Source organism: Bacillus sp. ES1-5, assembly GCF_022487605.1.
GTDB classification, from domain to species: domain Bacteria; phylum Bacillota; class Bacilli; order Bacillales; family Bacillaceae_G; genus Bacillus_A; species Bacillus_A wiedmannii.
On the sequence record NZ_JAKVPU010000012.1, the window covers coordinates 41250 to 61936 of the forward strand.

Below are 20687 nucleotides of genomic sequence, written 5' to 3' on the forward strand. Positions count from 1 at the left end.
AAAAAGCAGGGAAATTAATTCCCTGCTTTTCTACTTGGTTTATTGCCTGACGGTAAGAAGAACGATAACACCCAAGCAATACCAGCTAATATTGTTGCAATTAAGAAGGCATCGTTAATACCGTTAATTGCAGATAGCTTTGAAATTTGTCCAAATAATAGTTGCGTGCTCATCGCATCTCCTGCTTGAGCTGATCCAGCAATCGCTGCTAAACTTTGCCCCATGCCGTGTACTTTATCAACTAAAATTGGGTTTGATGTTGTTAACATATTTCCATAATCTGCTACGTGAGCAGTCGTTTGCTGCGTCATAAGTGTGATTAAAATCGCTGTTCCAATTGAACCAGCTACTTGTCTTGACGTATTTTGCGTTGCTGTACCGTGAGAAATTAATTTCATCGGCAGTGCGTTCATACCTGCTGTCATAATTGGCATCATAATGAATGACATACCAATCGAACGTATAATATAATCCGTCATAATAACGCTATACGGTGTATCCATCGATAACGTTGTGAATTCATATGTCGCAAACGTTGTAATGGCTAAACCGACAATTGCTAACGGACGAATACCATACTTATCAAATAGTTTACCTGCAATAGGTCCCATGATCCCCATAATTAATGATCCTGGCAGTAGTAATAAACCTGATTCTATCGGTGTGAAACCGCGAATGTTTTGCAGATATACCGGAAGTAATAACATACCTCCGAATAATGCCATCGTAACAATTGCATTAATTACTAAAGTAAAAGTAAATACTGGGTATTTAAACACTTGTAAATCAAGCATTTTATTGTCCGTTGTTAGCTCTCTCCAAATAAATACCGCAATACCTACTACACCAATGATAAGTGAAATAACAACCTCTGCACTAGTCCAACTATTATTTCCTGCTTCACTAAATCCGTACAATAAGCTACCTAGTCCAATACTTGAACTAACAACACCGAATACATCTAACTTCGTTTTAGATACTGGCTGAGCTAGTGTAAAGAATTTTAAAGATAGGAATGTAATAATTAAACCGATAATAAACATCGCATAGAACATTAAGTTCCAGCTATAGTTTTCAATCACCCAGCCCGTTACAGTTGGTCCGATAGCTGGTGCTAAAATCATCGCTACACCTAGTAATCCCATCGCTGCTCCGCGCTTATGAGGCGGGAATAATGTCATGAAAATATTCATACCAACCGGCATTAAAATACCTGCACCCACCGCCTGAATAACGCGGCCCGTCATCATCATTGTAAAGTTTCCTGAAATAGCACAAATGATAGATCCTACCGTGAAGAATAACATTGCCGCTACGAATAATTTACGATACGTAAATCGTGAAACTAAAAAGGCACTAATCGGTACTAAAATACCATTTACAAGCATGAAGCCTGTAATTAACCATTGTGCTGTTGAAGTTGATACGTTAAATTCATTCATTAACGGAGGCAATGCAACGTTAATGATTGTTTGGTTTAAAATAGAAACGAACATACCGAGAATTAATACAGCTACAACTGCTTTTACGTTCACATTCTCTGCAGGCGTAAACATTTGTTTTTTCGGCACTTCTTTTTCTTGTTTTACTTCTTCTTGCTTTCCTGTTTCTAACTCAACTACATTAGAAATTTCTGCTTCTTGCTTTCGTTCAATTTCTTTCTCTTCTGTTTCTACCTTACTTACTTCTATTTTATTTACGGCTGGGACTTGTTCTTCTCCCACGTTCGTTTTTTTCTTTCGTAAAAGACGATTTACAAGGAAGAAGACGATTATACAAAATAGTGCATATCCTGCAATTGCAATTGAGGACATCTCATCTCCCCCTTACTTATGAATACGAACTGACACATTCATTCCAGGAACAATATTTACTGATTTACTATGATCTAAAGAAATTTTAACTGGTACTACTTGTGTTACTTTCGTATAGTTCGCTGTTGCGTTGCTTGATGGTAACATAGAGAATGTATTCGCTGTTGTTAATCCAACTTGCTCTACTTTTCCTGATAACGTTGTATCTGGGTATGCATCTACATACACATCTACATCTTGACCTTTTTGTACATCGTCAACATCTGTTTCTTCAATGTTTGCTGTTACCCATAAATTGTTCATATCAAATGCATAAGCAATTGGGCTACCTGCTCCAACGAAAGCATTTGTTGTTGCATTTGATTGTACAACTGTTGCATTTTGTGGAATTGTTACATCTACTGTTTGTTCTCCATTTGCTGCCACTACAGTAACAGCACCTAATTTATCATTTTCATTGTAATTCTTTCCTACTTCAGCTTTCCAGTCAGTTAATTTACCTGCTACTGGTGATGCAATCGGAATTACTTTTCCATCAATTTTTGCATTTTCTGTTTTTAAATAATTTTCCGCTTGATTGTAATAGTAATAACCGCCAATACCGCCGCCAACTAGTACAATTAATGTGATAATGTTGATAATCACCATTCTTCGAAACTGATTCATTGCATTCCTCTCCTTATATCGCATATAATTTTTTTCTAAACTATTTACGTCCTTATTGTTTAGACTGTTTAATTGTTAATTATATTAACTTTTAAACAAAAAAATCACACCATCTGCGGTGTAAATCGAAATTTATCTACCTGCGAGCGGTGCTGATTTCTGAAGGACTATCGTTTATAATTATAAATAATTATTTTGAATCTACAACCAACAATTTACGTATGAAATGTCGCTTAAACAACAATATAATACCTATATGTTGTTTAAGTATAGAAAATTAAACGAGGGGAAGTAAAAATGTCTATTAAAAATACAAATGATCCACGTGTAAAGCGGACGAGACAACTCATACAGGATGCTTTTGTCGCTTTAGTAGGCGAAAAAGGATTTGATGATGTAACTGTTCAACATATCGCAGAACGTGCTCCTGTAAATCGTGCTACGTTTTATAGCCATTACCATGATAAATATGACCTATTAGACAAAAGCATTGAAGAAATGTTAGAGAAGTTAACAGAAGTTATTAAACCAAAAAATAAAAATAAAGAAGAGTTTCAACTTACATTTGATTCACCAAATCCAACTTTTTTAGCTTTGTTCGAACATATCGCAGAAAATGTGAACTTCTATAACGTTATGCTTGGTGATAAAGCCGCTGGAAACTACTCTTATAAAATGATGAAAACAATACAAACACATTTAACATTAAGCTTGTCTATTTCACAGCCAGATGATAAAGATCTTATGGTTCCTCGTGATATTTTAATTAGTTATGTGACAGGAGCTCATATCGGGATGATTATGTCATGGTTAAAAAGAGGGATGATTTATACCCCGCATTTTATGGCCATGCAATTAACTCGTTTAATTATTTTAGGAGCTCATACTGCTGCAGGATTAGAACGACCTTTTTAAAACATAAAAAAGCGAAGGAGAACCTCCTTCGCTTTTTCTATTAATTAAATGTAATGTTATGTACAGCCTCTTTATCAAGACGTTTAATAACTTCTACAATTAACTTCACTGCATTTTCATAGTCATCACGGTGTAACATTGCCGCATGAGAATGAATGTAGCGCGTCGCAATCGTAATTGCCATAGACGGAATACCATTTACAGCAATATGAATGGCACCTGCATCCGTTCCTCCGCCCGCTACTGAATCATATTGATACGGAATTTCTAATTCGTCAGCAACATCAACTACAAAGTCACGTAAACCAGTATGACCAATAACAGACGCATCATATAAAATAATCTGTGGTCCATCGCCCATTTTACTTTGCGCTTCTTTTGCCGTTACACCTGGCGTATCTCCAGCGATGCCAACATCTACTGCGAATGCGATATCTGGTTTAATATAATTCGCAGATGTTTTCGCGCCACGAAGGCCAACTTCTTCTTGTACAGTCCCTACGCCGTATACAACGTTTGGATGCTTTTCATCTTTTAATTGTTTTAATACGTCAATTGCAATTGCACAACCAATTCGGTTATCCCATGCTTTTGCAAGTAACATTTTTTCATTTTTCATCACTTGGAATTCAAAGTAAGGTACAACTTGATCTCCTGGTCGTACGCCCCACTCCATTGCCTCTTCTTGGCTAGAAGCACCAATATCGATGAACATGTCTTTAATTTCAACTGGCTTTTTACGCGCTTCTGGAGGTAAGATGTGCGGTGGTTTTGAACCAATTACACCTGTTACATCTCCTTTACGCGTTACAATTGTCACGCGCTGCGCAAGCATAACTTGTGACCACCAGCCACCAACCGTTTGGAAACGAAGGAAACCTTTGTCATCAATTTGCGTGATCATAAAGCCGACTTCATCTAAATGACCTGCAACCATAATTTTCGGGCCGTTTTCTTCCCCTACTTTTTTCGCAACTAAGCTTCCTAAATTATCAGTAGAAAGTTCGTCCGCAAACGGCTCAATATATTTCTTCATTACTTCGCGTGGTTCACGCTCGTTACCCGCAATACCACGTGCATCTGTTAATTCTTTTAGCATTGTCAATGTCGCGTCTAATTTTGTCATTGCCAACACCCTCCTTTTTCTTCAGTCACTTCATTATACAAAACGAAATTGAAATATTCAAAAATTAAATTAGTATCCTTGTGTTTGACGCTGATGATTTACTTCATTTTTATCTAAATATGCCTTTTCAATCTCTTCTTGCTCAAACTCTAGCGCTTGTCCAAGTCGAAGATAGCTTGTAAATAATTCAATATAGTTCGTAATAGATGGTTGATCTGTAAAACGAATTACTTTCGCATATGTGTCTAAGAAAATTTCTACTTGTGTTTTATTCGTTTGTGCACATTTATAGAATAGGAAGTTTTTATCAATACCTAAATCAATTCCGATTGATAAAATAAAATGCAAGCCATCTACGTATTCTTCTAATATTACTTCACGTTCTGATGCTGGTTTGTTGCTCCAATATTTAAAACAACGTGTTTCATTTGCAAGTTCTCCAATTTCTACAAGAAGAGCTAACATTTTTTCTTTTAACAACTTTTTCGGTTGTAAATCATGCTCTTTCACAATACGGTCGTCTAATTCTTTTTGTAATTTAAATAGTTGTAGTAAGTCCATTCTATTGTCCTCCTCCAACATCGCATTTTACGCAACAATGTTGTTTCATCTCAAAGTTCATTATTATTTTTCGTTTCTTATTAATAAGTCAGCCATTTATCTCTTTACAAAATAGCTTGTCCTTAATTTACAAATACGTTTCAATCATCACTATTAGATTGTTCACTCCGATTGGTGATAGTTAATCATTATCCGGGGATTGTCCACTGATAAAAAATTTATTTTATCTGATGAAAGTTCCATATCATCTTTCCATTATAGCAGTGTCGTTTCAGGTAGGAAAGATACTCTTCTTTCCAAAGGGGGATAATTGAAAAAAGCCAGGAGAATTCTCCTGACTTCATATATATATTCTTCTATATCGCTATAGCTTTTATATTGATTTTGTCATATCGATAACGACATACTTTTCTTTGAATACAAATAAAAAAACCTTAGAAGAAAAATCTTCTAAGGTTTCAACTAATTAATTAGTTAATGTTGTTTTTTGCAACTGTTGCTAATTCAGCGAAAGCTTTTTCGTCATGAACAGCTAAGTCAGCAAGCATCTTGCGGTTAACTTCGATGCCAGCATTTTTAAGACCGTGCATTAAACGGCTGTAAGAAAGACCATTCATACGAGCTGCTGCGTTGATACGTGTAATCCATAATTTACGGAAGTCACGTTTCTTTTGACGACGGTCACGGAATGCATACATTAGAGATTTCATAACCTGTTGGTTAGCAACCTTGAATAATGTACTCTTAGAACCGTAGTAACCTTTTGCTAATTTTATAACTTTTTTACGACGTTGACGAGTAACTGTACCACCTTTTACTCTTGGCATAATATTACCTCCTAATTGTTCTATATATCAGCCGAACTTATTTTAAGTTGTCAAGCATTTGACGAATGCGTTTGAAGTCACCAGCGCTTACTACACCAGCTTTACGTAGTTTACGTTTAGCTTTTGTAGATTTGTTAGCGAATAAATGGCTTGTGTAAGCGTGAGAACGTTTCAGTTTACCTGATCCAGTCTTTTTGAAACGCTTTGCAGAGCCGCGATGAGTTTTTTGTTTAGGCATAGGTATTTCCTCCTCTATCTATTACTTATCGTTTTTCGGTGCTAAAACTAAGAACATACTACGTCCTTCCATTTTAGGCTTAGATTCAATTGTACTAACTTCAGCACAAGCTTCTGAGAAGCGATCTAAAACACGTTGACCGATTTCTTTATGAGTAATGGCACGTCCTTTAAAGCGAATTGACGCTTTAACCTTGTCGCCTTTCTCTAAAAACTTGATAGCATTACGAAGTTTTGTGTTAAAGTCGTGTTCATCAATTGTTGGACTTAAACGAACTTCTTTCATGCTAATTACTTTTTGATTTTTGCGCTGTTCTTTTTCTTTCTTCTGTTGCTCAAAGCGGAATTTACCGTAGTCCATAATGCGGCATACTGGCGGTTTCGCATTTGGAGCAACTAATACTAAATCAAGATTAAGATTTGCAGCTAAGTCTAAAGCGTCATTACGAGACTTGATTCCAAGTTGATCGCCATTTGCACCAACTAAACGTACTTCACGTGCACGAATTTGCTCGTTAATCATCATATCCTTGCTAATAGTAAGCCACCTCCAAGGTTTTTTCAGAACATCTTTTGTAGTCATAGAACCCGACAAAAAAAGTGCGGGCATACGACACCCACACTTGTAAATTCTTAAGTAAGAAATACATTTACCTGTAAACTGCGAATGCGTCCATCAGGTGAGAAGCGGGTGCTTCTACTTGTTCCACAAAACAATATTCTATTATCCTTGATGAGTTTATCATAGGACATGACGTCTGTCAAGAAGACGCGATGTGTTTTACTAACAACAAGAAATATTGTAACAAACAACTAACATACTTGCAATACTTTTTTATGATAAGTATAGTTTGGTTATTTTTTCTAGTTTTTCTTTTTTATAATACATACGAAAGCCGCGGTATACCGCGGCTCTGTCTTATCGTTTTCCTTCTACTTTAATCATATCAACAAAAGCATCTAATGCAATTGTTTCTGATTTTTGTTCACCGTATTTACGTACGTTTACGCCATTTTCAGTTACTTCATTGTCACCTACTACAAGCATGTACGGAATTTTTTGCATTTGTGCTTCACGGATTTTATAACCAATTTTCTCTTCACGAGTATCTAATTCAACACGGATACCAGCACGACGTAATTCATCTTGTACTTTCTTCGCATAGTCTAAATGTACTTGCGGAGAAACTGGAATTACTTGCGCTTGAACTGGAGCTAACCAAGTTGGGAATGCACCTTTGTATTCTTCAATTAAGAAGGCTACGAAACGTTCCATAGTTGATACAACACCACGGTGAATTACAACTGGACGATGTTGTTTACCGTCTTCACCAACGTAAGATAATTCAAAGCGTTCTGGAAGTAAGAAGTCTAATTGTACAGTTGAAAGTGTTTCGTCTTTTCCAAGAGCAGTACGAACTTGAACGTCAAGTTTTGGACCGTAGAATGCCGCTTCACCTTCAGCTTCATAGTAATCAAGACCCATTTCATCCATAGCTTCTTTTAACATACCTTGTGCTTTTTCCCACATCTCATCATCAGCATAGTACTTTTTAGTATCAGCTGGGTCACGATAAGATAGACGGAATGAATAGTTCTCTAAACCGAAATCTTTGTACACTTCTAGAGTTAAGTTTACAACACGTTTTAGCTCTTCTTTAATTTGATCTGGGCGAACGAAAATGTGCGCATCGTTTAAAGTCATTCCGCGTACACGTTGTAATCCAGATAATGCACCTGACATTTCATAGCGGTGCATTGTTCCAAGTTCCGCAATACGGATTGGTAATTCACGATAGCTGTGAATATCATTTTTATAAACCATCATGTGGTGAGGGCAGTTCATTGGACGAAGAACTAACTCTTCATTATCCATTTCCATTGATGGGAACATACCATCACGGTAGTGATTCCAGTGACCAGAAGTTTCATAAAGCTCTCTGCTTCCTAGTACTGGAGTGTATACGTGATCATAGCCTAAGCTTGCTTCTTTATCAACGATGTAACGCTCGATAATACGGCGGATTGTTGCACCTTTTGGTAACCAAAGTGGTAAACCTTGTCCTACTTTTTGGCTATTAGTAAATAGTTTTAATTCTTTACCTAATTTACGGTGATCACGCTCTTTCGCTTCTTCAAGCATACGTAAGTGCTCATCTAATTCTGCTTTCTTAACGAATGCAGTACCGTAAATACGTTGTAGCATTTTATTATTGCTATCGCCGCGCCAGTAAGCACCCGCAACGCTTAATAATTTAAACACTTTAATTTTCCCTGTAGATGGAAGGTGAACACCACGGCAAAGGTCGAAGAATTCGCCTTGCTCATAGATTGAAATAACTGCATCCTCTGGAAGATCGTTAATTAAATCTAATTTTAACTCATCGCCGATTTCTTCAAAGCGACGAAGTGCTTCTGCACGTGGTACTTCATGACGAACGATTTCTAAGTTTTCGTTCACGATTTTTTGCATTTCTTTTTCGATTTTCTTGAAGTCTTCAACTGTAATTGCTTCTTCCATATCAATATCGTAGTAGAAGCCATTTTCAATTACTGGACCAATGCCAAGCTCAAGCTTAGCATCTTTATATAAACGTTTTAACGCTTGTGCTAATAGGTGGGCTGTTGAATGGCGTAAAATGTATAAGCCATCTTCAGAATCTAATGTAATAATAGAAACTGCACCATCTTCTTCGATTGGTGTAACAAGATCGATCATCTCATCGTTTAATTTTCCAGCCACAGCTTTTTTCTTTAAGCCTGGGCTAATAGAAGCTGCGATTTCTTCAGTTGTTACGCCTTTTGGAAACTCCTTCACAGCTCCATCAGGGAAAGTAATTTTAACTACATCTGCCATCACTGGTCACTCCTCTTTTTTTTCAAAATAAAAAACACTCATCCCGTAAAAAGGGACGAGTGTTGAATTCGTGGTTCCACCCTTGTTCCAATTAACATTATTGTTAATTGCTCAAGTTCAACATAACGGTGTTGTCCGTTAGCAATTACTAGAAAAAACCGTTCACTGCTAAAGTTTAGAGGTGGTAAGTAATAATCCCGTACTAGGAAGCTCACACCCTAAGGCTTCCCTCTCTGAAAATCGTAGAAAACTACTCATGTCCTCATCATGACATTTCAATATATTTCATTTATGTAGGTAATTATATGCTCAAAAACTTAGAAAATCAAGGGCGTTACCTTTATTTTTTAAATTTTTCACATTGCGCTCAAACTCATGTAATCCATGTAATTGGACCCGTTCTTGAAATACATTTCGCAAAGTAATAATCATATTATGGTCTTGTTCTTTCGTATATAAATAAATTTTTTTCGGCGAAATAGAAAGAAGGGGTGCAATTACTTTCGTATCAATATATACATCCTTTTGCTTTAATAATTCCTCATCTATATATTGGACCAATTTCTCCTGTTTTAAACGTCTACCTTTATCATCATAGAAAATAAAGCTTTCATCAAAAATAAGATGCACACAGGACAAACGTGATTTTCGGCTACGCACTTGTTGCCTTAGCGTCTCAATAAACATTTGATATTCTTGTTCCAACTTATACTCATCAATCGACACTTCAGCAAGCTTAGCTACCATTTCCCTATATGTACGAAGGCGAAAACGAACATATGATGAAAACGAGAACGAAAGCGGATCACAAAGCCAGTTATTTAAAGAAGATTTAATATATGATTCAAATGCGTGACGTGTTAATTCTCGAGCAATCTCTTTTCTTCTTCCCTTTAAAATCTCTTGTGCCATATGCAATATTTGATGACACTCTTCCTCTTCTTCATAAAAAAACTTCTCTTTTAAGATTGTATAAATCCACTCATTTTGCTTTACATTCACAATGAAATATACCATTACCGGCAATAAAATCTTTTCAATATAATTCGATTCACATACTGGTATGTGAATCACCACTTTTTGTTCCTGTAAATACACACTCGTTTCCTTATATAACAGTTCCGCTCTTTTCAATAGTTGTCTATATACATGCATAGCATCATTTTTTTCTTCGAAGCAAATTTCAATCACTTTTGTCCCCCCTTTTATCCCTGCTCTAAAGGATTGTATCTATACGTTACAAATCCTATAAGAGTCCGTCCCGTGGAAGTTCACTCTTAGTAGAATTACATTTCCTATCGTTAGAAAATCCACTCGATATGGCTTGCTAATTTTATATATATTAAGGGAGGGAGAAAAAAATGATACAAGCTACAATGAATTTTCCATAAGAACTTTTCGTTTTACAATTCACCTAGTCTGAAAAATGTTCAAAACGAAAAAAGAGCAAGCTTTTCAGCTTACTCTTTACTTATGACGTCGGTTTTTCCCGCCAATCGGAATTGGCTTCGCTAAATATTTAATTCGTTCCATAATACGTGCTGCTTTCATTTGTTCTGCTTCACCACGCTGTGTATACGTTAAATGATGTTCCAATTCCTTGAAATCAAAGTTAGACGTAAAGAACGTCGGTAAGTTTTCTAACATACGGAATTGCAAAATTGCACCAAGCACATCGTCACGCACAAAGCTTGACATCGCTTCTGCTCCGATATCATCTAGCATTAAAACTTGTACGCGTTTCACCGCATCAATCTTTTCCCCAATCGAATTATCTTGAATCGAACTTTTAATTTCACGTAAAAATTCAGGGAAGTATACGAGCATCGAACTTATTTTCTTTTGAGCAAGTTCATTCGCCATTGCTCCTAACAAATATGTTTTCCCTACACCAAATTTACCGTACAAATATAAACCTTGTACTTTTTTACCAGGTTCATATGTACTTAAAAATTCATTAGCTGCACCAATTGCATCAATACGCGCATCTAAATCTGAAGGATCTAAGTTTTCCATCGTTGCCTGTAAAATGTCAGTTGGCATATATACACTTTGAACGAGTTTTTCATATTTCTTTCTCTCGTCATACGCTACTTTTCTAACGCAACGATCGTATTGAATATCAATCATCTTCCCTTGGATAACGAGCTTTGGCTCATATCCTTGCAGCATATTTTTACACGAACCTAGATCCGGACAATCTGCGCAACCTACACTTTGTCCAATATATTCGTATAACTTCACAAGGCTGCGCTCAATCATAGAAGTTGTTACTTCACCTTGATGTTCGTCTATAAATTCTTTCACACGCGGATGTGCCATTACTTCCGCCTTTAATACTTCATATCTATTTTTAAAATTTTTATTTTCCATTAACTTTGCAAATGAATTTTGAATATGCTCCATTTTCTCACCTCAAAGAGCGTTCATTCTCTTCTATTAATCACGCTTATATTTTTTTAACACTTCTTCTAGTCGTTTTCGTTCATCATCTAACGTACTCGCATCTTTTTTCTTACTTACATCTTTCTTCACTGTTTCTTTCTCTTGTTCTTTCGGCTCTTCTTTCAGCCAATCTGGTACCATTTCTTTTCGTATCGTTTTCTTCGACGTACGGCCTTTTTTCTTCGTCTCAGCCCATTCTTGATATTGACGATTTTCTTCTTTCGCTAACGCCATTGCTTCAGCTACTGTACCGACCTTTTTACGTGCCCAATGCCCAGCAATTTTCTCCACATACGTTTTCGCAAGCTTCATATCTGAGCGTAGCATAACGTAATAAATAAGTACATTCACAACACCTGGCGTTAATTTTTGATTGATCATTACATCTTCAACGATCTGCAAGTCAGCCTTTGTCGCCTCTGCACCACCAGAGATTTCTTTCAATAGTTGTTTTGGTGAGATTTCCTCTAACTGTTTGATTAACATCTCTTCTTGCGTAGAAGGCTCTTTCCCTTTCATCATACGTGCAGCGTGAGGCTGTACCCTTTCACTTAATACAGGTAACGCTTGACCGTTTTCGAACTGATACCAATCACGTGCTCCTTTTCTAAGCCTTTCGATATCAATTGTCTGCATCTCTGTCACCGTACCAAGAACGATATTTTGCATCGATAACACATCTACATCGTACACGTAAGCAAGTGTAATGACACATTCCCGCACTTGATCTGTAATCGCCTTTTTAGGGACAAGAGCGGACAAGCCATCTACAAATAAGGAGAAATCAAAGAAATCATTCCAAACTTTCGGAGCGTCTCCCTTCTCGTTACTTGGCATAACTGTCGTTTTTGGAATACGAAGATCTTCTTGCGCATGCTCAAGCTGTCCTGGATTAAACGAACCAAACACATCATTGAAAGAACGCGTAACATTCTCATAAGAAACAAAATCAAATTCTTCTTCTAAGAAATATTGCTTTACTTGATTATATTTTGTCCTACTCAATCGATTGTATAAAAAGATGCTTAACACAATATCATCAAAAAATTGCTTCGGAGATAAAGGTGGTTGCAATTCGTATATAAACATTCGAATATCTTTTTCTTTCTTAATATATACCTTCAAAAGCCCAATTGCCTCTAACTTTACTCGTTCCTCATATATTTCGGGAAGCTGCATTTGCATGGTCACCATAAGGGAATGATGTGTATTCTCTTTTCCAAACACACGATCTTGCTCTAACTCTCCCCATAGCGTCATGTACAAGCTAAAAGCTCTACTACCTACTAACGGCTGATACAACATCGTTAACACTTTTCGGTCGTAATTATGCAGTAACCCTTTCGCACTTACTTTATAACGATCAATTGGCAATAGCTCCATCCATGACTGTTTTTCCATTCTTGCTTTTCCTTTCTCTCATCCAATCTATCCTCTACTTCATTCGTTCTATCTTCATTATATAATTCCTTAGCGAAAAAGAGCTATTAGCTTTCGCTTCTAGCTCTCTTATCTCATTACTTACGGTATGTAAAGAGAATAAAATACAGCTTCTACTCTCTTTCTTTTTGCAGTATATCTTTTAATTCTTCAATAAATACATTTAAATCTTTAAATTGGCGATATACAGAAGCAAAACGCACGTAAGCAACATCATCAATATCACGCAGTTCTTCCATAACAATTTCACCAATCATATCACTTTTCACTTCTGATATACCTAAATTACGAAGTTCACGTTCCACACTTTGAGTTACTTCTTCTAATTGTCTTAAAGATACTGGTCTTTTTTCGCACGCTTTAATTAAGCCGCGCAAAATCTTTTCTTTATTAAACTCTTCTCGTGTGCCTTCTTTTTTTACAACGATAAGAGGTGACTCTTCTACTCTTTCAAATGTCGTAAAGCGACTTAAACAACTTTCACACTCTCTCCTTCTTCGAATAGAGCGCCCCTCGTCTACCGGACGCGAATCTAACACTCTTGTACCATTATGAGAACAGGATGGACAACGCAATATATTCACTCCTTTACACTATACTCTTTATTTTTTCTCTACTTACTTCATCTGACAATATATATACAATATTATATAACTCATTCTAACTCTCTTACCACTTTAAGTTTAAGCACATTATTTTATCATCTCGTTTTCAAAAATAAGATGGTAGATGTGGTGCTAACTTATTCATAAGAGCTCAATTTATTAACTAACGAGTACGTTATATTTTTCCTTTTTTATAAACTAAAAAAGAGGTGCATTATACACCTCTTTACATTTTAAATCAATTATGTTCTTTTTTAAAGAGCTTTTGTTTCTCTCTGCTTAATTTCGAAGCTACCAGTGCCTCGAGGAAGCTCGATGCTCTCACGCGTTTTCGCGTTTAAACCTTCTGCAATATATTCTGCAGCAACATTTGGATCAATACGATCCCCACAAGTATAAACATCAATACTTGCGTAACCGTGCTCCGGAAAGCTATGAATTGTTAAATGTGATTCCGAGATAATTACTACTCCACTTACACCTTGTGGTGCAAATTTATGGAAAGCAACCTCACGCACTTCAGCACCGGCTCTCAGTGCTGCATCCACAAATAATTGTTCAATATACGGCATGTCATTAAGCTTGTCGAAATCACAATCCCAAAGTTCAGCGATTACGTGACGACCCATCGTATCCATAGTATCCATTCTACAGTTCCCCCTTGTAAATTTATTCTAACTGTTCGAATTGAAAACTAATTTGCAATTTGGCTTGCTCCACTACCACGGGGGAAAGTTAGTCCAGAGAGGTCCTAACCCTTTAAGTAGTGACTACGTACCTCAGCTCTTAAGTTTACGAGTGTTAGTATACTTTGTTTATTTTCATTTTGCAACAACAGTTTTTTCGATTTTCTGTCATATTTTCCTCTTTACTTTTCCCTAAAAAAAATAAACGATTCACAAATACAGTAATCACAACGTTTCGTGGTATGTCCACTTTCAAAAATATACTTATATAATTTTTTTCCTTTTCAGAAAAAAATAAAAAAAAGAAGGCAAATATCCACTTGCCCTCTCCCTTATTCACTTAAATATGTTGCACATTTTTTTGTTTCGCTAATTCGTCAACAACTAACGTTACAAGATCTACAACACGACGAGAGTAGCCCCACTCGTTATCATACCAAGCAAGTACTTTCACTTTACGATCACCCATTACCATTGTAGATAAACCATCAATAATAGCTGAGTGTGTATTTGTATTAAAGTCAATAGATACTAAAGGCTCTTCGCTGAATTCTACAATGCCTTTTAACGCACCGTTTGCAACAGTTTTGAATGCTTCATTAATAGCTTCAACTGTCACATCACGCTTTACATCTACTACTAAGTCAACAAGAGACACGTTTGGCGTTGGTACACGAAGTGCCATACCATGAAGTTTTCCGTTTAAGTGCGGAAGAACTTTTGCAAGCGCTTTCGCGGCACCTGTCGTTGTCGGAATGATCGATTGTCCGCAAGCACGTGCTCTTCTTAAATCTTTATGTGGGTTATCAATATTTTTTTGGTCATTTGTATAAGCATGAACAGTTGTCATTAAACCGTTTTCAATTCCAAACTGCTCATCTAACACCTTAACAACAGGCGCTAAACAGTTTGTTGTGCAAGATGCATTTGAAATAACAGTATGTTTTGTAATATCTAATTGGTCTTCGTTCACACCAACTACAATTGTTACATCTTCATTTTTACCAGGCGCTGTTAAAATAACTTTTTTCGCTCCAGCTTCAACATGAAGAATTGCTTTTTCTTTTGAATTAAATTTACCAGTTGCTTCAATTACAACTTCAACACCTAGATCTGTCCAAGGCAATTCCTTTGGATCGCGGTTGTTTAAAAGGCGAATCATTTTCCCATCAACTAATAAGTGATCTTCAAATGCTTCTACTGTTCCGTCAAACTTGCCGTGAACTGTATCATATTTAATTAAATGTGCTAACGTTTCAGATGGATAGCTTGCATTGATTGCTACAATTTCGAATGCGCTTTCTTTTATTGCCTGACGAAATACCATTCTCCCAATACGTCCAAATCCATTAATTGCCACACGAGTCATAATATGTTATCCCCCTTGAATGCGTTATACTATTTATCTCCAATCCCAATAATAGTATAACACAAAAAGGGGATATGTCACTAAGCATTTTCATTAATTTCACAATTTTTTAGTCAATAATGTTCCAATTCTTTAAAATCACCTGTAATTGTGTTTTCGTTCCCATAATTGTGCCATCATTATTGATCACTTCATCTGCATTCTTCACTTTTTCTTCTAACGGCATTTGAGATTGAATACGAGCTTTTGCTTCTTCTTCTAAAAAATTATTTCGTTTCATTAAACGCTCTAATTGCATATGTGGCTTAACTGCTACAACTAAAACACGGTCAACGAGACTTGTTAATTTGCTTTCAAATAAGAGAGGAATATCTAACACAACCGCTTGCATACCTTCATTTATGTACATTTCCTTTTGTTTATTCATTTCCTCACGCACTGCAGGATGAACAATTTTATTTAACTGCAATCGTTTTTCTTCATTATAGAAAACGACACTTCCTAATTTTGGACGATCCAGTTCTCCATCTTCTTGTAATACTTCCGTTCCAAACACTTCTACTATTTTGTTATATGCTGGTTTCCCTCGCTCTACAACTTCTCGCGCGATAATATCTGCATCAATAACTGGTATACTCAGTTCACGAAACATTTGAGACACTGTACTTTTTCCACTTGCAATGCCTCCCGTTAATCCAATTACCACTGTCATAATACTTCTCCTCCTCATAATAAAAGGCGCGAAACTAATGTTCCACGCCCATACTTACATTTTCCAAATTCCAATAATAATGAGTAATACCCCAGGCAGGAATGTAAATTTTTGTAACCATTTCATATTCGATAAAACCGTTCCAAGTTTCATTCCAATAAATAAAAACAAAGAACTCATAACCGCAACCAATATTGCCATCATAGCGGGCGCATACCCTAATAAAGATGCACCAATTCCAGCACCGAACGAATCTATAGAAAGAGCGATACCAAGAAGTAACGCTTCTCCTGCAGAAATGGTGCCTGATTTATCAAAATCTGCAACAGTCGGTTTCCGTAAAATTTGAATCACTAGCCCGAGCGAAGCAATTTCTAATTTCCAAACCTTCTCCTCTTGCTTTGGTTCTTCTTTTTTCTCACTTCGAAAAAATTGGTATAATACCCAAATTCCTATTCCAATAAGAACAAGCCCACCGATACGCGTTGCGATAACAGGTGAAAATATTTTCGCGATCATATGTCCAATTCCCATTGAAACAAGCATAACAGCCGCTGAACACATTCCGATAATTATAATTGATCTTAGTGGAATTCTTACGCTTCTTAAACCATATGTTAGCCCTACACTACAGCTATCTAAGCTTAATGTAAAAGCTAATAAAATAAGAGATAAATAAAGGTACATCGGTAAGCTCCTCCCTTATACATAGCCCTGCTGTATGTATATGACAAATGCCTATCCGATGTTATCTCTTTTCTATATTCTTGGCTGACAAATCGGGCAGTAATGCGTTCCTCTTCCGCCAACAACTGTTTTTTCTAATATCGTACCGCAAGTTACACACGGTTCTCCCTTTTTTCCATATACATTTAGAAGTTCTTGGAACGAACCAATTTGCCCTTGCGAGTTGATATACGTTCGAATTGTACTTCCGCCACGCTTCACTGCTTCGCCTAACGTTGTAACAGTCGCCTCATAAATTCGTTCAATTTCTTCTGCTGTTAAAGACGAAGCTTCTCGTTCCGGATGAATTTGAGAACGGAATAAAACTTCATCTACATATATATTTCCAAGCCCTACTAAAAGACGCTGGTCTAATAATACGACTTTTATTTTACGATTGGTCTTTTGCAATCTTTCTTGTAAATACTGCGGTGTCAATTCAGCATCAAACGGCTCCGGACCTAAGTCAGCAAGAGGCATTTGATTCAATTCTTCACCTTTCTTAAAGAGATGCATCGTACCAAACTTTCTCACATCTTTATAATGTAATTCAGTTCCATCTGTAAATAAGAAACGGACGTGCGTATGCTTATCAATTAGTTCACCCTCTTGATGCAGTAAAAACTTACCTTCCATACGTAAGTGTGAAACAATAACATAATTCGTTACATATAAAAGTAAAAACTTTCCTCTTCGCTTTATACTTTCAATCTTCTCGCCTCTTAGCATTTCTTTAAAAATTTCTGCATCATCCGGTCGTTTTACTATTTTCGGATAAGTAACAATGACATCTTCAATTGTTTTTCCTGTCACAAGATTTTCAAGTGTCCGTCTGACGTTTTCAACCTCTGGTAATTCAGGCATTTCATCACTTCCTTATTTTGCGTCGTACCAAGTTGGACCGTAAGAATAATCAACTTTCAGCGGAACTGCGAGTTCAATTGCATGCTCCATTACTTCTGGTACAAGCTTCTCTAATTTTTCAATTTCTTCTTGTGGTGCTTCAAATATCAATTCATCGTGTACTTGCAGAAGAAGACGAGCTTGTAATCCTTCTTCTTCTAAACGATCTGCCATAATAATCATCGCTTTTTTAATAATATCTGCTGCAGTACCTTGAATTGGTGTATTCATAGCTGTACGCTCAGCAAAGCTACGTAAATTGAAATTACGACTCGTAATTTCCGGAATATAACGGCGGCGATTTAATAATGTAGCCACATATCCTTTTTGTTTCGCATCTTTTACGATGTCACTCATGTAATCTTGTACACCAGGGAAGCTTTCTAAATACTTTTCAATAAATTCCGCTGCTGCTTTTCTTGTAATTCCTAAGTTTTGTGAAAGACCATAATCACTAATACCATACACAATTCCGAAGTTAACAGCTTTCGCTTGTCGTCTCATATTTGAAGTTACTTCATCTTTTTCAACGCCAAATACATCCATCGCTGTTTTCGTATGAATATCCATATCATGTTGGAACGCGTCAACTAGCCCTTTATCATTTGCAATATGAGCTAATACGCGAAGTTCAATTTGTGAATAATCTGCCGCGTACATAATCCATCCTTCTTCTGATGGAACAAATGCCTGACGAATCTTTCTTCCTTCTTCTAATCGAATCGGGATATTTTGCAAGTTCGGATCCGTTGAACTTAATCGACCTGTTTGCGTTAATACTTGATTGAAACGAGTATGGATTTTAGATGAATCTTCATGTACAACTTTTAATAAACCTTCAATATAAGTTGAATTTAGTTTCCCTAATTGACGATAATGTAAAATGTTTGGAATGATTTCATGACGATCCATAAGCTTTTCTAGTACATCAGCTGACGTAGAATAACCTGTTTTCGTCTTTTTAATAACTGGTAAGTTTAAGTTCTCAAATAGAATAACACCAAGCTGCTTCGGTGAATTAATATTAAATTCTGTTCCCGCAAGCTTATAAATTTCCTGTTCCATTTCCTTTAATCTACCTGCAAGTTCTTCTCCCATATTACGAAGACGCTCCGTATCAACTTTGACACCTTTTACTTCCATATCAGCTAATACACGCGCAAGTGGTAATTCTAACTCTGTAAACAGTTCATATTGCTCATTCTTTTGTAACTCTTCTACGAATGTTTGCTTTACATCATATAATACGTGCACTTTACGAGCTACATGCTCCGCTACTACTTCTAGCTCTGGAACAGCACGCTTCGCACCTTTTCCATAAACTTCTTCGTCGGATTTCACAGCATGTGTTTCTTTCATTTTTGCTACAGTACGGAAATCTTTATCCGTATCAGCCGGGTCAAGTAAATAAGCAGCGATTAATAGATCAAAGTCAATCCCTTGCATATCTATCCCGTTCCATTTAAGTGCAACGATTGCGCGCTTCGCATCAAATGTATGCTTTCTCATTTCTCCATCTGCAAGCCACTCTTTAAAAGCGTCTGACTTAAGAGCAATGTCTGTTTGAATAAAGTAACAGCCATTTTCATTTTGAATACCAAAACCTTGAATGTCCGCTCTATGATAGTTATCTTCTTGTACTTCAACGATAAGCGCACTATCTTGCTGAAGCATTTCTTCTGTAACTTCTTCCACAATATCAAATGTAATATCATCTAATTCAGCTGGAGTCGTTTCTTCTGGCGTAACACCTAATTTATTTAAGAGGGATGTAAATCCTAAATTCTCGAACATCGGAATCACATCACTTGCTTCATACCCTTTATACTCCATATCATCCACATGCACTGTAATCGGTGCATCTGTAATAATAGTTGCAAGATCTTTACTCATAAGAGCTTGATCTTTATTTGCTTCTAGCTTTTCTTTTAATTTCTTCCCGCTTACTTGATCTATATTTTCATACACTGCCTCGACCGTTTCAAACTGTGTTAACAATTTAATCGCAGTTTTTTCACCAACTCCTGGTACACCTGGAATATTATCTGACTGGTCTCCCATTAAACCTTTCATATCGATAATTTGCTTTGGTGATAAGCTGTATTTCTCAAATAAAGCTTCTTTCGTATATTCATCCACTTCTGTAATCCCTTTGCGTGGAATACATACGAGTGTATTATCTGAAACAAGTTGCAGTAAGTCTTTATCTCCTGAAATAACTTTTACATGAAACCCTTGTTCACTCGCTTCTTTCGCTAACGTCCCCATAATGTCATCCGCTTCATAATTTTCTAATTCATAACGCGGTACGTTGAATGCATCAAGCATCTCACGAATAAACGGGAATTGCTCTGATAATTCAGGTGGAGTCTTTTGACGTCCTCCTTTATACTCACTATACGTTTTATGACGGAATGTCGTTTTACCCGCATCAAACGCTACTAACATATGCGTTGGTTTTTCTTCCTCTAATATTCTCATTAACATCATTGTAAAACCGTAAATTGCGTTCGTATGTATACCTTTGTCGTTATTTAAAAGCGGTAGTGCAAAGAAAGCACGATACGCGATATTATTACCATCTACTAATACGACCTTTTTTTCCAAACCAGAAACCTCCCCATACAAATTTGAAATGATTTTTTTCACAGAAAAAAAACCGTTCCTTTCCTCTCTCTATATTAACATGACTAATAGAGAGAAGAAAAATAACGGCTATTTTCTATCATATATACAAACGTTTACTAACATAAAAGGGAAGTGACGAGAACAGCATAACTATTCTCGTCCAAAATTAC

General features: G+C 36.5%; 19 protein-coding genes and 2 other annotated features. Of the genes, 1 reads left to right on the forward strand and 18 read right to left on the reverse strand.

All coding sequences use genetic code 11. The features are described 5' to 3' along the window. Nucleotides 1-14: 14 nt before the first annotated feature. The gene (locus MKO96_RS26130; protein ID WP_240589137.1) at nucleotides 15-1814 is read right to left on the reverse strand and encodes a DHA2 family efflux MFS transporter permease subunit; all 1800 of its coding nucleotides are present in this window, start codon (nucleotides 1812-1814) and stop codon (nucleotides 15-17) included. Nucleotides 1815-1826: 12 nt separating this feature from the next. Then, nucleotides 1827-2480 (reverse strand): HlyD family secretion protein, encoded by a 654-nt coding sequence (locus tag MKO96_RS26135; protein WP_240589138.1) that lies wholly within the window; start codon nucleotides 2478-2480, stop codon nucleotides 1827-1829. A 297-nt stretch (nucleotides 2481-2777) separates the two neighbouring features. Between MKO96_RS26135 and MKO96_RS26140 the strand changes: the two genes are divergently transcribed. Continuing rightward, nucleotides 2778-3395: a TetR/AcrR family transcriptional regulator gene (locus MKO96_RS26140; protein WP_087982309.1), complete on the forward strand. Its 618-nt coding sequence runs from the start codon at nucleotides 2778-2780 to the stop codon at nucleotides 3393-3395. Between the two features lie 40 nt (nucleotides 3396-3435). On the opposite strand, the gene MKO96_RS26145 is transcribed toward MKO96_RS26140, so the two are convergent. The 16 genes from MKO96_RS26145 to polA form a co-directional block, all read right to left on the reverse strand. Next, a complete protein-coding gene (locus tag MKO96_RS26145; RefSeq protein ID WP_000163550.1) occupies nucleotides 3436-4521 on the reverse strand; it encodes a M42 family metallopeptidase in 1086 nt (361 codons plus the stop codon). Between the two features lie 69 nt (nucleotides 4522-4590). Further along, nucleotides 4591-5082, reverse strand: coding sequence for a dUTP diphosphatase (locus MKO96_RS26150; RefSeq protein WP_000365057.1), 492 nt, complete (start codon nucleotides 5080-5082; stop codon nucleotides 4591-4593). A 470-nt stretch (nucleotides 5083-5552) separates the two neighbouring features. Then, nucleotides 5553-5909 carry a 50S ribosomal protein L20 gene (rplT, locus tag MKO96_RS26155; RefSeq protein WP_001138364.1) on the reverse strand — a complete coding sequence of 119 codons (357 nt, stop codon included), beginning with the start codon at nucleotides 5907-5909 and terminating at the stop codon, nucleotides 5553-5555. Between the two features lie 37 nt (nucleotides 5910-5946). Further along, nucleotides 5947-6147, reverse strand: coding sequence for a 50S ribosomal protein L35 (rpmI, locus tag MKO96_RS26160; RefSeq protein WP_001125946.1), 201 nt, complete (start codon nucleotides 6145-6147; stop codon nucleotides 5947-5949). A 21-nt stretch (nucleotides 6148-6168) separates the two neighbouring features. Continuing rightward, entirely contained in the window at nucleotides 6169-6672 is a 504-nt protein-coding gene (gene infC, locus MKO96_RS26165; RefSeq protein ID WP_000973214.1) for a translation initiation factor IF-3, read from the reverse strand. A gap of 62 nt (nucleotides 6673-6734) precedes the next feature. Beyond that, nucleotides 6735-6855, reverse strand: a sequence feature (ribosomal protein L20 leader region). A 210-nt stretch (nucleotides 6856-7065) separates the two neighbouring features. Then, nucleotides 7066-9003, reverse strand: a complete 1938-nt coding sequence (gene thrS / locus MKO96_RS26170) for a threonine--tRNA ligase (protein WP_000786074.1) — start codon at nucleotides 9001-9003, stop codon at nucleotides 7066-7068. 48 nt (nucleotides 9004-9051) lie between these two features. Next, nucleotides 9052-9281 (reverse strand) — a binding site (T-box leader). 31 nt (nucleotides 9282-9312) lie between these two features. Further along, entirely contained in the window at nucleotides 9313-10194 is an 882-nt protein-coding gene (ytxC, locus tag MKO96_RS26175) for a putative sporulation protein YtxC (protein WP_087982311.1), read from the reverse strand. Nucleotides 10195-10470: 276 nt separating this feature from the next. Further along, nucleotides 10471-11409, reverse strand: coding sequence for a primosomal protein DnaI (gene dnaI / locus MKO96_RS26180; RefSeq protein WP_000400114.1), 939 nt, complete (start codon nucleotides 11407-11409; stop codon nucleotides 10471-10473). A 33-nt stretch (nucleotides 11410-11442) separates the two neighbouring features. After that, nucleotides 11443-12849, reverse strand: a complete 1407-nt coding sequence (locus tag MKO96_RS26185; protein ID WP_087982313.1) for a replication initiation and membrane attachment family protein — start codon at nucleotides 12847-12849, stop codon at nucleotides 11443-11445. A gap of 152 nt (nucleotides 12850-13001) precedes the next feature. Next, nucleotides 13002-13463, reverse strand: coding sequence for a transcriptional regulator NrdR (nrdR, locus tag MKO96_RS26190; protein ID WP_001203687.1), 462 nt, complete (start codon nucleotides 13461-13463; stop codon nucleotides 13002-13004). Between the two features lie 284 nt (nucleotides 13464-13747). Beyond that, nucleotides 13748-14131, reverse strand: coding sequence for an adenosylmethionine decarboxylase (gene speD, locus MKO96_RS26195; protein WP_002003660.1), 384 nt, complete (start codon nucleotides 14129-14131; stop codon nucleotides 13748-13750). Between the two features lie 388 nt (nucleotides 14132-14519). Continuing rightward, the gene (locus MKO96_RS26200; protein WP_000198978.1) at nucleotides 14520-15548 is read right to left on the reverse strand and encodes a glyceraldehyde-3-phosphate dehydrogenase; all 1029 of its coding nucleotides are present in this window, start codon (nucleotides 15546-15548) and stop codon (nucleotides 14520-14522) included. Between the two features lie 109 nt (nucleotides 15549-15657). Next, entirely contained in the window at nucleotides 15658-16260 is a 603-nt protein-coding gene (gene coaE, locus MKO96_RS26205; RefSeq protein WP_240589139.1) for a dephospho-CoA kinase, read from the reverse strand. Nucleotides 16261-16314: 54 nt separating this feature from the next. Then, complete coding sequence (gene ytaF, locus MKO96_RS26210) at nucleotides 16315-16947, reverse strand: sporulation membrane protein YtaF (RefSeq protein ID WP_000281739.1); 633 nt, start codon at nucleotides 16945-16947, stop codon at nucleotides 16315-16317. A gap of 72 nt (nucleotides 16948-17019) precedes the next feature. Next, nucleotides 17020-17850 (reverse strand): DNA-formamidopyrimidine glycosylase, encoded by an 831-nt coding sequence (gene mutM / locus MKO96_RS26215; RefSeq protein WP_087982317.1) that lies wholly within the window; start codon nucleotides 17848-17850, stop codon nucleotides 17020-17022. Nucleotides 17851-17862: 12 nt separating this feature from the next. After that, nucleotides 17863-20496 (reverse strand): DNA polymerase I, encoded by a 2634-nt coding sequence (gene polA, locus MKO96_RS26220; protein WP_140386899.1) that lies wholly within the window; start codon nucleotides 20494-20496, stop codon nucleotides 17863-17865. Nucleotides 20497-20687 lie beyond the last annotated feature (191 nt).

Coding starts and splice junctions, on each gene's coding strand:
- MKO96_RS26130 (WP_240589137.1), bottom strand. CDS start 1,814: ATGTCCTCAATTGCAATTGCAGGATATGCACTATTTTGTATAATCGTC.
- MKO96_RS26135 (WP_240589138.1), bottom strand. CDS start 2,480: ATGAATCAGTTTCGAAGAATGGTGATTATCAACATTATCACATTAATT.
- MKO96_RS26140 (WP_087982309.1), top strand. CDS start 2,778: ATGTCTATTAAAAATACAAATGATCCACGTGTAAAGCGGACGAGACAA.
- MKO96_RS26145 (WP_000163550.1), bottom strand. CDS start 4,521: ATGACAAAATTAGACGCGACATTGACAATGCTAAAAGAATTAACAGAT.
- MKO96_RS26150 (WP_000365057.1), bottom strand. CDS start 5,082: ATGGACTTACTACAACTATTTAAATTACAAAAAGAATTAGACGACCGT.
- rplT (WP_001138364.1), bottom strand. CDS start 5,909: ATGCCAAGAGTAAAAGGTGGTACAGTTACTCGTCAACGTCGTAAAAAA.
- rpmI (WP_001125946.1), bottom strand. CDS start 6,147: ATGCCTAAACAAAAAACTCATCGCGGCTCTGCAAAGCGTTTCAAAAAG.
- infC (WP_000973214.1), bottom strand. CDS start 6,672: ATGATGATTAACGAGCAAATTCGTGCACGTGAAGTACGTTTAGTTGGT.
- thrS (WP_000786074.1), bottom strand. CDS start 9,003: ATGGCAGATGTAGTTAAAATTACTTTCCCTGATGGAGCTGTGAAGGAG.
- dnaI (WP_000400114.1), bottom strand. CDS start 11,409: ATGGAGCATATTCAAAATTCATTTGCAAAGTTAATGGAAAATAAAAAT.
- MKO96_RS26185 (WP_087982313.1), bottom strand. CDS start 12,849: ATGGAAAAACAGTCATGGATGGAGCTATTGCCAATTGATCGTTATAAA.
- speD (WP_002003660.1), bottom strand. CDS start 14,131: ATGGATACGATGGGTCGTCACGTAATCGCTGAACTTTGGGATTGTGAT.
- MKO96_RS26200 (WP_000198978.1), bottom strand. CDS start 15,548: ATGACTCGTGTGGCAATTAATGGATTTGGACGTATTGGGAGAATGGTA.
- coaE (WP_240589139.1), bottom strand. CDS start 16,260: ATGACAGTGGTAATTGGATTAACGGGAGGCATTGCAAGTGGAAAAAGT.
- ytaF (WP_000281739.1), bottom strand. CDS start 16,947: ATGTACCTTTATTTATCTCTTATTTTATTAGCTTTTACATTAAGCTTA.
- mutM (WP_087982317.1), bottom strand. CDS start 17,850: ATGCCTGAATTACCAGAGGTTGAAAACGTCAGACGGACACTTGAAAAT.